Source organism: Serratia sp. BFP-2025, from assembly GCF_050880365.1.
Taxonomy (GTDB): domain Bacteria; phylum Pseudomonadota; class Gammaproteobacteria; order Enterobacterales; family Enterobacteriaceae; genus Serratia; species Serratia surfactantfaciens.
In genome coordinates this window covers 343,946-357,779 of record NZ_JBPAFV010000003.1, presented here as the reverse complement: position 1 = coordinate 357,779, position 13,834 = coordinate 343,946, and the positions used below count along the sequence as shown (strand labels likewise).

The 13,834-nt window shown below is 59.4% G+C and carries 13 protein-coding genes and 1 other annotated feature; of the genes, 4 read left to right on the top strand and 9 right to left on the bottom strand.

What is annotated here, in order from left to right; genetic code table 11:
- The first annotated feature begins 82 nt into the window (after nt 1-82).
- On the top strand, nt 83-859 hold the full coding sequence (gene yaaA, locus ACRAWE_RS19780; RefSeq protein ID WP_432525790.1) for a peroxide stress protein YaaA: 777 nt from the start codon (nt 83-85) through the stop codon (nt 857-859).
- Between the two features lie 46 nt (nt 860-905).
- On the opposite strand, the gene thrC is transcribed toward yaaA, so the two are convergent.
- From thrC to ACRAWE_RS19755, 5 genes are all read right to left on the bottom strand, one after another.
- The gene (gene thrC / locus ACRAWE_RS19775; RefSeq protein ID WP_063918134.1) at nt 906-2,195 is read right to left on the bottom strand and encodes a threonine synthase; all 1,290 of its coding nucleotides are present in this window, start codon (nt 2,193-2,195) and stop codon (nt 906-908) included.
- A 3-nt stretch (nt 2,196-2,198) separates the two neighbouring features.
- Nucleotides 2,199-3,128 carry a homoserine kinase gene (gene thrB, locus ACRAWE_RS19770; protein ID WP_063918133.1) on the bottom strand — a complete coding sequence of 310 codons (930 nt, stop codon included), beginning with the start codon at nt 3,126-3,128 and terminating at the stop codon, nt 2,199-2,201.
- Nucleotide 3,129: 1 nt separating this feature from the next.
- A complete protein-coding gene (thrA, locus tag ACRAWE_RS19765) occupies nt 3,130-5,589 on the bottom strand; it encodes a bifunctional aspartate kinase/homoserine dehydrogenase I (RefSeq protein ID WP_019455012.1) in 2,460 nt (819 codons plus the stop codon).
- Nucleotides 5,590-5,613: 24 nt separating this feature from the next.
- Nucleotides 5,614-5,731: a sequence feature (Thr leader region), on the bottom strand.
- Nucleotides 5,670-5,738 carry a thr operon leader peptide gene (gene thrL / locus ACRAWE_RS19760; RefSeq protein ID WP_071998276.1) on the bottom strand — a complete coding sequence of 23 codons (69 nt, stop codon included), beginning with the start codon at nt 5,736-5,738 and terminating at the stop codon, nt 5,670-5,672. (Overlaps the previous feature by 62 nt.)
- A gap of 212 nt (nt 5,739-5,950) precedes the next feature.
- The gene (locus tag ACRAWE_RS19755; protein ID WP_019455011.1) at nt 5,951-6,637 is read right to left on the bottom strand and encodes a tRNA/rRNA methyltransferase; all 687 of its coding nucleotides are present in this window, start codon (nt 6,635-6,637) and stop codon (nt 5,951-5,953) included.
- Between the two features lie 629 nt (nt 6,638-7,266).
- Here ACRAWE_RS19755 and arcA point away from each other — a divergent pair.
- Nucleotides 7,267-7,983, top strand: a complete 717-nt coding sequence (gene arcA, locus ACRAWE_RS19750) for a two-component system response regulator ArcA (RefSeq protein WP_004933003.1) — start codon at nt 7,267-7,269, stop codon at nt 7,981-7,983.
- Nucleotides 7,984-8,034: 51 nt separating this feature from the next.
- Here arcA and creA read toward each other — a convergent pair whose 3' ends face one another.
- Nucleotides 8,035-8,514: a protein CreA gene (gene creA / locus ACRAWE_RS19745; protein WP_019455010.1), complete on the bottom strand. Its 480-nt coding sequence runs from the start codon at nt 8,512-8,514 to the stop codon at nt 8,035-8,037.
- Between the two features lie 342 nt (nt 8,515-8,856).
- On the opposite strand from creA, the gene robA reads away from it, so the two are divergent.
- The gene (gene robA / locus ACRAWE_RS19740) at nt 8,857-9,726 is read left to right on the top strand and encodes an MDR efflux pump AcrAB transcriptional activator RobA (protein ID WP_019455009.1); all 870 of its coding nucleotides are present in this window, start codon (nt 8,857-8,859) and stop codon (nt 9,724-9,726) included.
- On the opposite strand, the gene gpmB is transcribed toward robA, so the two are convergent.
- Nucleotides 9,723-10,370, bottom strand: a complete 648-nt coding sequence (gene gpmB, locus ACRAWE_RS19735) for a 2,3-diphosphoglycerate-dependent phosphoglycerate mutase GpmB (RefSeq protein WP_019455008.1) — start codon at nt 10,368-10,370, stop codon at nt 9,723-9,725. The two genes, robA and gpmB, sit on opposite strands and share 4 nt — an antisense overlap.
- Nucleotides 10,371-10,471: 101 nt before the next feature.
- On the opposite strand from gpmB, the gene yjjX reads away from it, so the two are divergent.
- Nucleotides 10,472-10,990 (top strand): inosine/xanthosine triphosphatase, encoded by a 519-nt coding sequence (gene yjjX / locus ACRAWE_RS19730; RefSeq protein ID WP_025159624.1) that lies wholly within the window; start codon nt 10,472-10,474, stop codon nt 10,988-10,990.
- A gap of 11 nt (nt 10,991-11,001) precedes the next feature.
- Here the strand turns inward: yjjX and trpR are convergent, their stop codons facing one another.
- Both trpR and sltY read right to left on the bottom strand, forming a co-directional pair.
- Nucleotides 11,002-11,331, bottom strand: coding sequence for a trp operon repressor (trpR, locus tag ACRAWE_RS19725; RefSeq protein ID WP_016929152.1), 330 nt, complete (start codon nt 11,329-11,331; stop codon nt 11,002-11,004).
- A 54-nt stretch (nt 11,332-11,385) separates the two neighbouring features.
- Nucleotides 11,386-13,314, bottom strand: coding sequence for a murein transglycosylase (gene sltY / locus ACRAWE_RS19720; RefSeq protein WP_432525789.1), 1,929 nt, complete (start codon nt 13,312-13,314; stop codon nt 11,386-11,388).
- Nucleotides 13,315-13,834 lie beyond the last annotated feature (520 nt).

Here is a 13,834-nt window from a genome sequence, read left to right as displayed (position 1 = left end):
GCGCCCCGCCTATTGGACCGATTGCCCCTTTTTTACGCGCTTTTTGCTACAGTATGCGCACTTGGATAAACAGGATCTGGCCATGCTCGTTATTATTTCCCCTGCAAAAACGCTCGATTACGAAAGCCCGCTGGCGACACAACGCTTCACGCAGCCCGAACTGCTGGACAAGTCTCAGCGGCTTATCAAAATTTGCCGCGAGCTGACGCCGGCGCAAATCGCCAGCCTGATGAGCATCAGCGACAAGCTGGCCGGGCTCAACGCCGCGCGCTTTAGCGAATGGCAGCCGAAATTTACCCCGGACAACGCCCGCCAGGCGCTGCTGGCCTTCAAGGGCGATGTTTATACCGGCCTGCAGGCGCAGGATTTCAACGAAGCCGATTTCGACTTCGCCCAACAGCATTTGCGCATGCTGTCCGGCCTGTATGGCGTGCTGCGCCCGCTCGATCTGATGATGCCGTACCGGCTGGAGATGGGCATCAAGCTGGAAAACCCGAAAGGCAAAGACCTGTACAGCTTCTGGGGCGATCAGATCACCCAAAAACTCAACGAAGCGCTGGAGCAGCAGGGCGACGACGTGGTGGTCAACCTGGCGTCCGACGAGTATTTCAAGGCGGTGAAGCAGGCCAAACTGCATGGCGCGCTGATCAAGCCGGTGTTCCTCGACGAGAAGAACGGCAAGTACAAGGTCATCAGCTTCTACGCCAAAAAAGCGCGCGGGTTGATGAGCCGCTTTATCATCAAAAACCGCCTGACGCGCAGCGAGCAGTTGGTGGACTTCAACCTGGAAGGCTACGCCTTCGACGAAGCCGCCTCGCAGGGCAACGAGCTGGTGTTCAAACGCCCGGAACAGGCATAAAAAAAGCCGTCGCAAGACGGCTTTTCGCATTTTAGCCGGCCGAACGTCAGGCCGGCAGCCCCATCAGGAATTTGCGCAGCTCGCCGAAATTGGCCGGCAGCGTGTGCGACAACAGCGGCAGATCGGCCCGCAGCGCCAGCGCTTTCGGCAACGGCAGTTCCTGGCCGAGGATCGCTTCCACGCTCTCTTTAAACTTGGCCGGATGCGCGGTGCCGAGGAACAGCCCGAACTCCCCTTCCTGCAGCTGATCGCGCAGCGCGCGGTAAGCGATGGCCGCATGCGGTTCGGAGATATAGCCCAGCTCAGCCAGTTCACGCATGGTGTCTTGGGTGGTCTCATCGCTGACCGCCGCGTGCCCCAGCTCTTTCAGTTGCCAGACCTTACGACGGAACAGTTCCTCCACGCGCGGCCAGTTGTTTGGCTGGCTCACGTCCATGGCGTTGGACAGCGTCGCTACCGTGGCGTGCGGCTGCCACTGGCCGCTGGTCAGGAAGCGCGGCACGGTGTCGTTGGCGTTGGTCGCGGCGATGAAGCGCTTCACCGGCAGGCCCAGCGATTTGGCCAGCAACCCGGCGGTCAGATCGCCGAAGTTGCCGCTCGGCACCGAAATCACCAGCTGATTGCGCGCTTCCTGCGGCAACTGCGCCACCGCTTCGAAGTAGTAGCAGATCTGCGCCAGCAAGCGGCTGATGTTGATCGAGTTGGCCGAGTTCAGGTGCAGCGCCTCTTTCAACTCCTGATCGTCGAACGCCTGCTTCACCAGCGCCTGGCAGGCGTCGAAATCGCCGTCGATCGCCACGGTGTGAATATTGCCGCCCAGGGTGCAGAACAGCTTTTCCTGCAGCGGGCTGATTTTGCCCTGCGGGTAGAGGATCACCACCCGAACGTTCTTCAGGCCATAGAAGGCGTGCGCCACGGCGGCGCCGGTGTCGCCGGAGGTGGCGGTCAAAATGGTCACCGGCTGATCGCCGGCCACTTCCGCCAGCATCTGCGCCATAAAGCGGCCGCCGAAGTCTTTGAACGCCAGCGTCGGGCCGTGGAACAGCTCCAGGCAAGAGACATCCTCGGTCACTTTCGCTACCGGTGCCGGAAACTCAAAGGCGGCCTGCACGCGTTTCTTCAGCGCCGCCTCCGGCACTTCTTCGCCGATAAAGGCCGACAGAATGCGGCTGCTACGGGTGACAAAGTCCTGCTCCAGCAGCTGGTCAATCTCGGTCAGTTCGAACTCCGGCAGCTCCAGCGGGAAAAACAGCCCCTGCTGCTTGCCCAGGCCTTGTTTGATCGCCTGCGCGAAGCTGACCTGCTCGTTGTGATCCTTAAGGTTGTACAGTTTCATGCGTTATCCCAGTAGTCGAGCGCCTGCGGTATCCAGACGGCAAATATGAACAAAACCTTCGTCGTTTTGCAGATAGTGTTGTTGCAGCCAGGCGGCCATGCGTTGCGCGGTGGCGCCGTCGTTGCAGACGGCGAACAGCGTCGGGCCGGAGCCGGAGATGCCGCAGGCCAGCGCGCCGATCTCCTGCGCCGCCTTGCGCGCTTCGGCGAAGCCCGGCAGCAGCCGGGTGCGGTACGGTTCGGCGATCACGTCCTTCATCAATTTGGCGGCCAGCTGCGGCTGCCGGGTGTGGCAGGCGTGAATAAAGCCGGCCAGATAACGGCCATGGCTGATGCAATCCTGGCGGCGGTACTGCGCGGGTAAAATAGCGCGCGCTTCGGCGGTGGAGACCTTGATGCCCGGATAGGCCATCACCCACAGCCAATCGTCGAAGCACGGCACTTCCTGGCTGATAATGCCGTCTTCTTCCAGCATCAGCTGCAGACCGCCCAGGTAGCAAGGCGCTACGTTGTCGTAATGCACGCTGCCGGAAATGCGCCCTTCCAGCTCGCCCATCAACCCGAGCATCGTGTTTTTGTCCAGCGGGCGATCGCAGTATTCGTTCATCGCCATCAGCCCGGCGACCACCGAACAGGCGCTGGAACCCAGCCCCGAACCGATCGGCATATTCTTTTCCAAACGCATCGCCACCGGTACTTCGCGGCCGATCTCCTGGCAGAAACGCTCCCAGCATTGATAGACGATGTTCTCTTTCGGATCGGCCGGCAGCTTGCTGACGAAGCGCCCGGCGTTTTGCAGACTGAACGTCTCGGCGGCTTCCACGCTGACGCAGTCGCCCAGCAGCGTGCCGTCGATCGGCGAAACCGCCGCGCCCAGCACATCAAAACCGACGCTGACGTTACCGATCGAGGCCGGTGCATACACCTTAACCATATTAAACTCCCAACTTCCATGACAGTGTGCGCAGCAGATCGGCGAACACGCCCGCTGCGGTCACATCGTTACCGGCGCCGTAGCCGCGCAGCACCAGCGGCAGCGGCTGATAGTAGCGGCTGTAGAAGGCCAGCGCGTTCTCGCCGTTCTTCACTTTATACAACGGATCGTTGCCGTCCACCGCCTCAATGCGCACCTTGCAGCGCCCTTCGTCGATCAGGCCGACATAGCGCAGCACCTTGCCTTGCTCGGCGGCGTTGGCCACGTTGCGCGCAAACTCTTTATCCAGTTCCGGCAACCGCGCCAGGAACTGATCCACGTCGCCCGAGGCGTCGAAGGACGGCGGCAGCACTGGCTCGACCTCGATATCGCTCAGCTCCAGTTTGTAACCGGCCTCGCGCGCCAGGATCAGCAGCTTGCGCGCCACGTCCATACCGGACAGATCGTCGCGCGGATCCGGCTCCGTGTAACCGTTGGCCCGGGCCTGCAGAGTCGCCGCCGACAGCGACAACCCTTCGTCCAGCTTGCCGAAGATAAAGGACAGCGAACCGGACAGGATGCCGGAGAAACGCACCAGCTCATCGCCGGCGTTCAGCAGGTTTTGCAGGTTCTCGATCACCGGCAGACCGGCGCCGACGTTGGTATCGTACAGGAACTTGCGATGCGAACCGGCGGCGGCCGCGCGCAGTTGCTGATAATAGTTCATCGACGAGGTGTTGGCCTTTTTGTTCGGCGTCACCACGTGGAAGCCGTCCGCCAGGAAGTCCGCGTATTGATCGGCCACCGCCTGGCTGGAGGTGCAATCGACGATCACCGGGTTCAGCAGGTGATATTCTTTCACCAGCCGGATCAGGCGGCCGAGATTGAACGGCTCCTGCGCGCCGGCCAGCTCGTCGCGCCAGCTGTCCAGCGCGATGCCGTGCACGTTGGTCAGCATCACGCGCGAGTTGGCGATGCCGCACACCCGCAGATCGATATGCTTTTGCTTCAGCCACGGCTGCTGGCGGTAGATCTGCTCGATCAACGCCCCGCCGACGCCGCCGACGCCGATGACGAACACTTCGATCACCTGATCGGTATTGAACAGCATCTGGTGGCTGACGCGCACGCCGGTGGTGGCGGAGTCATTGCTGACCACCACCGAGATTGAGCGCTCGGAAGACCCCTGGGCGATGGCGACGATATTGATGTTGGCGCGCGCCAGCGCGGAGAAGAAGCGCGCGGAGATGCCGCGCAGGGTGCGCATGCCGTCGCCGACCACCGAGATGATCGCCAGGCGTTCCATCACATCCAGCGGATCCAGTACGCCGTCTTTCAACTCCAGATAAAACTCCTCTTCCAGCGCCCGACGGGCGCGCTGCAGCTCGCCTTGCGGCACGCAGAAGCTGATGCTGTATTCGGAAGAGGACTGGGTGATCAGCACCACCGAAATGCCGGCGCGCGACATCACGGCGAACACTCGGGCGGCCATGCCGACCATGCCTTTCATGCCCGGCCCGGAGACGTTGATCATCGCCATGTTGTTCAGGTTGGTGATGCCTTTCACCGGCATCGCGTCATCGGTGCCGTCCTGACCGATCAGCGTGCCGGGGGCCTGCGGGTTGGAGGTGTTTTTAATCAGGCAAGGGATTTGGAACTGGGCAATCGGCGTGATGGTGCGGGGATGCAATACTTTGGCGCCGAAATAGGAGAGCTCCATCGCCTCTTGGTACGACATCGATTTCAGCAACCTGGCGTCTGGCACGGTGCGCGGATCGCAGGTATAAACGCCGTCGACGTCGGTCCAGATCTCGCAACAGTCGGCGCGCAGGCAGGCGGCCAACACCGCGGCGGAATAGTCGGAGCCGTTGCGGCCCAGCACTACCAGCTCGCCTTTGTCGTTACCGGCGGTGAAACCGGCCATCAGCACGATGTGGTCAGCCGGGATCGCCGCGGCGGCGATGCGCAGCGTGGATTCGGCGATGTCCACGGTGGACTCCAGGTAGTGGCCCTGCGCCAGCAGTTTCTCCACCGGATTGATTACCGTGACCGGGTAGCCCTTGGCGCGGAACACCCCTTCCATGATGGCGATGGAGAGCTTTTCGCCGCGGCAGATGATCGCCGCATTGACGCTATCCGGGCACTGCCCCAGCAGCGAGACGCCGTGCAGCACTTGCTTGAGCTGCGCGAATTCCTGCTCGACCATGCCTTTCAGGCGATCGTACTCAAAGCCCGGCAGCGCCTGCGCCAGGCCGCTCAGCAGGTCGGCAAAGATCCGCTCTGCGTCGCTGATATTCGGCAGAATGTCCTGACCCGCCACCGTTTTTTCGATCATCGCCACCAAATGGTTGGTGATCTTTGCGGGGGCGGACAAGACCGTGGCTACCTGTCCCTGACGCGCGTTACTCTCCATGATGTCGGCGACGCGCAGAAAACGTTCTGCATTCGCTACCGAGGTTCCGCCAAATTTCAGCACTCGCATTTGTGATCTCTCCGAATTTAAGCCGAAAAAAAAGCCCGCACTGATTAGGTGCGGGCTTTTTTCTGTGTTTCCTGTGCGCGTCAGCCCGCCCCGTTACCTGTGGTATCGGTGGTGGTAATAATTGTGGTATTCAGGCTGATGTTGCGCATGTTGTCTGTCTGTCTCATGAAATGTTCTGTCCCCTCTATTGGTTAAAGCAATCGCTATCCCAAGTCAAACGATTTCTTTTTTTTGCTTATTTTCCGTTCAACGGCATCGTTGCGCGATATCGCAGGTAAAAAGCAAGATGACAGAACAAAAACACGACTTAGCTGCAATTTACCAGTAGATCACACTGAGTAACCGCCTGATGGAGCCGCTATCACTTGGCGAGTTTTTTTTCGATGTCGTGCAGCAGCGTATGCAACATCGCCGTATCTCGCTGTTGCAGCGCACCGAGGCGCTGATGCAGCCAGTCGCGCAATTTTTGATCGTCGCCGACATCCAGGGTATTCAACAAAGCATCGGCGCGGCGGCGCAGCGCCTTGAGTTGCCCTTCCGACGCCGTGGTTTCCGGCGCCGTGCTGACGCCCATCAGGCTCGCCAGTTGGTAGCAGTACACCATCACCGCCTGCCCCAGGTTAAGCGACGGGTAATCCGCCTGCATCGGCACGCCGGTCAGCAAATCCGCCAGCGCCAGCTCTTCGTTGGTCAAGCCGGAATCCTCACGGCCAAACACCAACGCGGCCTGGCCGACCCATTGCCGGCGCTCGCTCAGCTGTTCCAGCAGTTCAGGCGGCGTGCAGTAGTAGTGAAAACGCGCGCGGCTGCGGGCGGTGGTGGCGACGGTGAAATCCACGTCCGCCAGCGCCTGTTCCAGCGTGGCGAACGTTTGCACGCCGTCGAGGATCTCGCCGGCCCCGTGTGCCACCCAGCGCGCCGCCGGCTGCAGATGTGCCTCGCTGTCGACGATGCGCAACGAAGCGAAGCCCATGGTTTTCATCGCGCGCGCCGCCGCGCCGACGTTTTCCGGCCGCGCCGGAGCCACTAAAACAATATGAAGCTGCATCACTCATCCACCGAAGGCGAGCCTGCGTTTTTGACGATGGCGCAGCGCCCGCTTATATTTACAATTGCGTAACAATAAACGCGTTAATAGCAACAAACAAGGTTAAACGGCTCGTTGAGCTAATAAACCCGTCGTAATAGTCATTATTCGTGCTTATGTTTTACCTCATTTATTTATCAATGAGTTAAAACAACACGATGATCAATAAGCGAATAATTGTATCCTATCGCACGAGATAATGCTGAATCGTTCACAGAATTTGAGGTTCTGTGACTTAAACTGGCATTTCTGTAAGTGTTTTTCACAAATCTGTTAACGTGCTACAATTGAATTTGATATATGTCAACAAAGCGTAGTTTTGTTGGGTGATGAATTCGGCACGCGCTGTTATATTGCTGTTAATGGGGTTAGGATATGCGCCGTTTTGGCACCTCAGGGGTTGTAGGGAACGGCATCCCCACCAAGCTAGCGATCTTGTTGACATGAGATGGAAAGTGCATCAAGAACGAGTTTACGTACTTTAGTCATTTGCTGAGAGGGAACGTGGCGCTATCTCTGCCCTCCTCTAAGAAAACAGAGACTTCTGTACTTCCGATTTTCTATTTTGTTGGCAATTTTAGGTAGCAAATATGCAGACCCCGCACATTCTGATTGTCGAAGACGAGTTAGTCACTCGTAACACCCTGAAGAGCATTTTCGAGGCGGAAGGCTACATTGTTCATGAAGCCAATGATGGTGCAGAGATGCACAATATCCTGTCCGAAAATGATATCAATCTGGTCATCATGGACATCAACCTGCCGGGCAAAAACGGCCTGCTGTTGGCGCGCGAACTGCGCGAACAGGCCAGCGTTGCCCTGATGTTCCTGACCGGTCGCGATAACGAAGTGGACAAAATCCTCGGCCTGGAAATCGGCGCCGACGATTACATCACTAAACCGTTCAACCCGCGTGAGCTGACTATCCGCGCGCGCAACCTGCTGTCGCGCACCATGAATCTGGGCAGCCTCGGTGAAGAGCGTCGCCTGGTCGAGAGCTACAAGTTCAACGGCTGGGAGCTGGACATCAACAGCCGCTCGCTGATCAGCCCGGCAGGCGAACAGTATAAGCTGCCGCGCAGCGAATTCCGCGCCATGCTGCACTTCTGCGAAAACCCGGGCAAGATCCAATCCCGTGGCGAACTGCTGAAGAAGATGACCGGTCGCGAGCTGAAGCCGCATGACCGCACCGTAGACGTCACCATCCGCCGCATTCGCAAGCACTTCGAATCGACGCCGGACACGCCGGAGATCATCGCCACCATTCACGGCGAAGGTTACCGCTTCTGCGGCGATCTGGAAGAGTAATTCCAGCCTGCCGTCATGAAAACGGGGTTCAGCATGCTGAACCCCGTTTTTTTATTTCGTCTCAGCCCACGGCATGATCGGCACCGCGCTCAGCGCGTTCTTCGGCGAACCGTCGATCACCTTGTCGGAGTAGCTCAGGTAAATCAGCGAATTGCGCTTGGCGTCGTAGAAACGCACCACCTGCAGCTTCTTGAATACCAGCGAAGTGCGTTTCTGGAATACCACATCACCTTCCGCCTTGCCGTTTTTGATCTTGTCGCTCAGCTCGATAGGCCCCACCTGCTGGCAGGAAATGGCCGCGTCGGCGGTATCTTCCGCCAGCCCCAGGCCGCCTTTGATGCCGCCGGTTTTGGCACGGCTGATATAACAAGTTACATTTTTAACATCAGGATCGTCGAACGCCTCCACCACGATTTTGTGGTCCGGCCCCAATAATTTAAACACCGTATCAACGGAACCTACCTGCTCCGCCTGTGCGCTACCCAGGGTTGCGCAAACCAAACCGAATAATAATATCCAGCTTTTTTTCATTTACTTAACTCCGATATAACCATGCCGCGAAAATAGGCTCGGCGATCACCATTATTTATGTCTAAGCTCACGGAATCGGGTTTTTACGGGTCCGCACCGTCCGTTTTAGCACAGAGCGTGACAAAAATCTTTGAGAGTCGCGGAGGAAAAAAATTGCTATGATGCGGCGTCGTTATTTCTTTGCGCCCACTACGGTGTACCCCAATCCAACTCTGGCGCGGCATGCGCAGCAGAGGCAAAGAGTGCAACGCATAATGGCTCATGGATCGGTCTGATAGCGCAGCACCAGCGTGACGAATCAACAGTTCGGGTTCCTACCCCCAAGCTTTACGAGGAAGATCTATGGATCAAGCCGGTATCATTCGTGATCTGCTTAGCTGGCTGGAAAGCCATTTGGACCAACCCTTGTCGCTGGATAACGTAGCGGCCAAGGCCGGCTACTCCAAATGGCACCTGCAACGGATGTTCAAAGATATTACCGGTAACGCCATCGGTGCTTACATCCGGGCAAGGAGGCTGTCCAAAGCCGCCGTCGCGCTGCGTCTGACCGGCCGGCCGATTTTGGATATCGCCCTGCAATATCGCTTCGACTCACAGCAGACCTTCACCCGCGCCTTCAAAAAACAGTTTGCGCAAACGCCGGCGCTGTACCGCCGTGCCGAGGACTGGAACGCGTTCGGCATCTGCCCGCCGATCCGTCTGGGGGCCTTCACCCTGCCGCAGCCGGAGTTCGTCTCGTTGCCGGATAAGCAGCTGGTCGGCCTGACCCAAAGCTACTCCTGTACGCTGGAACAGATCACCACCGTGCGCACCGAATTGCGCTCGCAGTTCTGGCGCCAGTTCCTCGGGGACGTAGAAACCCTGCCGCCGGTGCTGTACGGGCTGCATCACTCACGTCCGAGCCAGGAGAAGGACGACGAGCAGGAAGTGCTGTACACCACGGCGCTGGAGCCGGATCAGGTGCCGGAAAAGGTACAGGACGGCCAGCCACTGGTACTGCCGGGCGGCGAGTTTGCCATGTTCAGCTATGAAGGGCCTACCGAGGGTCTGCAAGATTTTATTCTGACGGTCTACGGCACCTGCCTGCCGGCGCTCAAACTGACGCGCCGCAAAGGGCACGACATCGAACGTTTCTATCCGAAAGGCGAGCGCCGTCCACATCAGGCGCCTATCGAGATCAAGTGCGATTACCTGATCCCGATTCGGCGTTAACGCTGCAGTTCGTCCAACGCGGGCATGTCCAGGTGCGTGACATCGCCCGCCGTTTCAACGATCCAGCCGGAAGCCAACCACGGGCTTTGCTGGTGGTCGACGCGCGACAGTGAGCAGTTGCGCAAGCGCAAACGGCGTTCCGCATAGGCCGGCAGCCCCAACACCGTACTGATCAAACACCCCAACGCGATGCCATGGCTGACGAGCAGCGGCTTGCTGCCTTCCGGCAGCATCAGGCAGCTCTCCAGCGCGGCGCGCATGCGCTCACCCAGCTCCTCCATGGATTCGCCTTGAGGGATGCGGCCGTCAGGAGTACCATCGACCATCTGTTTGCGCCACTGTTCTTCCTGCGGCGTCAAACTGTCGATCAGGCGTTCTTCCAGAACCCCCATGTGCAGCTCACGCAAACGCGGATCGCAAATCACTTCGCAGCCGCAGGCTTCGGCGATGATCTGCGCGGTGCGGCGCGTGCGCCCCAGATCGCTGGTAATGACGTGCGTGATGCCTTCCTTGCTGACGCGCCTGGCGACCAGGCGAGCCTGGTGCTCACCCATGGCGGTTAACGGGCTGTCGGACTGACCCTGGATGCGGCGAGCCGCGTTCCATTCCGTTTCGCCATGGCGAACGAGGTATACCTGTAACATTTTTGTTTTCCGTTATACTGCGTGAAATTTGCGTTTATCCCCGGCCCGGCGGCGCTGTTGCCGCTGCCCGGCGTATCGGCCAGAAGGATATCAAACCCGTTATGTACCATGTTGTCGCTGCAACTACCAACCCGGCAAAGATCAAGGCTATTCAGTTGGCCTTCGATGACGTCTTTGGCGCGGACCAGTACCGCATTGAATCCGTCGACGTCGCCAGCGGCGTCTCGCTGCAGCCGATAGGCAATCACGAAACCCGCACCGGCTCGCGTCAACGCGTGATGGAAGCGCGCCAGGTCAGGCCCGAGGCCGATTTTTGGGTCGGCGTGGAAGCCGGGATTGAAGAGAATATGACCTTCGCCTGGATGACCGTCGAGAACCCGCACATCCGCGGCGAATCCCGCTCGGCGAGCCTGATGCTGCCGGAAGTCATCTTACAGGGTATTCGCGACGGCCGCGAATTAGGCAGCGAAATGGCGGCGATCACCGGTAACGCCGAGGTGAAGCGTCAGGGCGGCGCCATCGGCGTCTTCACCGACGGCCGGCTGAGCCGCACCAGCGTTTACCATCAGGCGTTGCTGCTGGCGCTGGTGCCGTTCCACAACGCCATCTATCAGCAATAGCGCAGAGCCTGCTAGGGCGCATCGTGCAGCAGCTGCTGCTCAAGCCACTGTTTCAGCGCGGGCGACGCCGCTTTCAGGCTGTTCGAACCGCGGGTGATGGTGGCGATCCCCGCGCCCAGTTCATTTTTCAGCTCGCGTTGGCTCATCTCGCCGCGCATCAATTCCTGAATGATCCGTACCCGGGTGCCCAGCGCGGTGCGTTCGTCCGGCGTCAGCATCAGCTGCAACAGCGGTTGATGCAGTTCTTGCGCAAACGAATTCTGCAGCAACGCGACGAAGCGCAGCCAATCCTCATTGCCTTGTTCTGAAAGAGCGGGGTCGTTTAACGATAATTGCGTCATGGCAGCCACCATACTATTTAACTAGTACAGCAGCATACCATAGGGCCGTCAAAATCAATAACGTCTCTGCCACTCGGCGTCGGTCAGCACCTTGGCCGGCCGATGCGTCAGGTAGCGGTAAAACGCGTCGTAAGCCAGCACGTTCTTGACGTAGCCGCGGGTCTCCGAGAACGGGATGCTTTCGATGAACGCCACTGGATCGATCCGCCCCGCGCTGTTGCCCAGCCAGGTGTTCACCCGCGACGGGCCGGCGTTATAGGCGGCGCTCGACAGAATGCGGTTGCGACCGAACTGCTGATAGACCGACTCCAGATAGCTGGTGCCGATGGTGATGTTGGTCTGCGGGTCGAACAGCTGGCTCGGGCCGACATAGCCGGGAATATTGAACATCTGCACCGTATGCTGCGCGGTACGCGGCATGACCTGCATCAGGCCGGAAGCGCCGACCGGCGACTGCGCCTTCGGATTCCAGGCGCTCTCCTGGCGCGCGATCGCCATCGCATAGCTGCTGGTGATCCCCTTGTCATCGGTGGCGCGGCGGAACTCCTGCGGCCAGGCAACCGGGAAACGTTCCTCCAGGTGGTCCCACAGCTTGCCGACGATGGTCGCCTGCACACTCAGATCGGCCCATTTCTGCTCAAAGGCGTAACGCGCCAGCGCCTCTTGTTCAGGCCGGCTGCGGCTGGCGACGTAGGAGCCCCACTCGCTGCGGGCCAGGTTGTCCATGTTCCAGTACATCAGCTCGCGCACCCGGGCGACTTCAGGCCCGTCGGTCAGCGACGCGCGCGGCTTGGCCGCCACCGCCACCATCACCGGGTAAGTGGCGTTCAGCTTCTGCGCCGCCACCATCGGATAGAAGCCGCGTTCGGTCATCAGGTTGCGCAACATCTCCTCGCCTTCGGCGCGTTTGCCTTCGTCCATCAGCTGACTGGCGCGCCAGTAGCGCCACTCATCCTTGTTGCGCGACTCTTCCGGCAAGCGTGCCAGCCAGGTCGCCACCCCCTGCCGATCGCCGTTACCCAGCGCCATGCGCACCCGGCGCTCCAGCAGCGAAGGCGAACGGCTGCGCAGGATCACCTGATCGCGCCATTGCGCCTGCTCGTAGGTGGCATCGTTGCCCATCAGGCGCCAGGCCACCGCCTCTTCCAGCCCCAGCCGCTCGTCGTCGCTCATTTTCTGCAGCCGCGCGAGCGTCGGGATCATCGCCCGCGCGTTTTCCACATCCTGCCGCGCCAGGCGTTCAAAGGCGATGCCGGTGGCGGCGCGGGTAAAGTCGGTCGGCCCCACGCTGCGGGCGAAGGCTTCCACGGTGGTCGGATCGTTTTGCAAGCGCACCAGGGCGTTGCCCATGGTCTGATAATCGGCCGGCAGCTGGCTATAGAGGTTGCTGACCAGCGAGCTGTTGCCCTCTTTCAGCGCCAGCTTCATGCGCGCCAGAATATCCAGCGGGGTCTGCTTGCCTGCGCCGCGCCAGACGCTGAACAGCCGATCGCAGGCGCCCGGCAGCGTTTTGCCGTTCAGCCACAGCTCGTCAGCGCCGCTCCAGGCCGCCTGCTGATCGCCGGTAGCCCATTTGGCGTAGTAATAGTTGCAGCGTGCCGCCACCGGTTTGGGCGGCTGCGGGCTGAAAGCCAACAGGGTGCGCCAGTCTTCGCGACGCGCCAGTTCATTGACGAAGCGCGGCGCCAGTGATTTAGCCGGTGGCAACGTCGGATTACGCTTGATGAAGTCGTTCACCTCGGAGAATCCCGCCTGGCTCAAATCCTGAGTCAGCTCGCGGTATTCCAGATAAGGATAAAGCGGGTAATCGCGTAGCGTCGGCATCAACTGCGCCACCACGTCCATCTGATTGCCGTCCCACGCCTGCTTGATCTGCTGGTAGCGCTGACGCTGCGCATCCAGAGAATCCGCCAGCGCCGCGCCAGAAAACGCCGTCAGGCACAGCCCCATCGCCAACAGCCGTCGCTTGTCCACCTTGACCATCCTCGCTCTTTCCTCACAGGTTGTGCCGCAGGAGCCGCCCAGCTCCCCGGTGACCGCCGCGCCACGGCGCCGCGGGACAAAATAAAACCGGGCGCACGGCCCGGACGCGGATATCTACCATAGACAGCGCGATCGCCCATCCATTCAATACTGTAGAAGAAGAAGTGTATCGCCATGGCGGGAGCCAGGTAAAAAACGTTTACTTAGGCTGACAAATCAGGACGCCCGGCTATTTTCGTCAGCCGGATTTTTATTAGCCGACCTCGTAGCTCAGAGACAAGTAAAATACTTTTTAATTATTAGCTATCACATTATTGCATTTACAGGATGGCGCAACCGTTGCGCAAATCGCCTGACAGCTGGCCAAACGCACCAACTTTGCAGAAAAGCGGTGGCAAACCCGAGTGGGCATTTTTATACTATCAAAAATAAGTAGGATAATTCCGAGAAAACAGCACATAAAGCGCCCAACGAAGACATCTTATAATACAATCCGCGCCAATTATGGGTTAGATAGTGT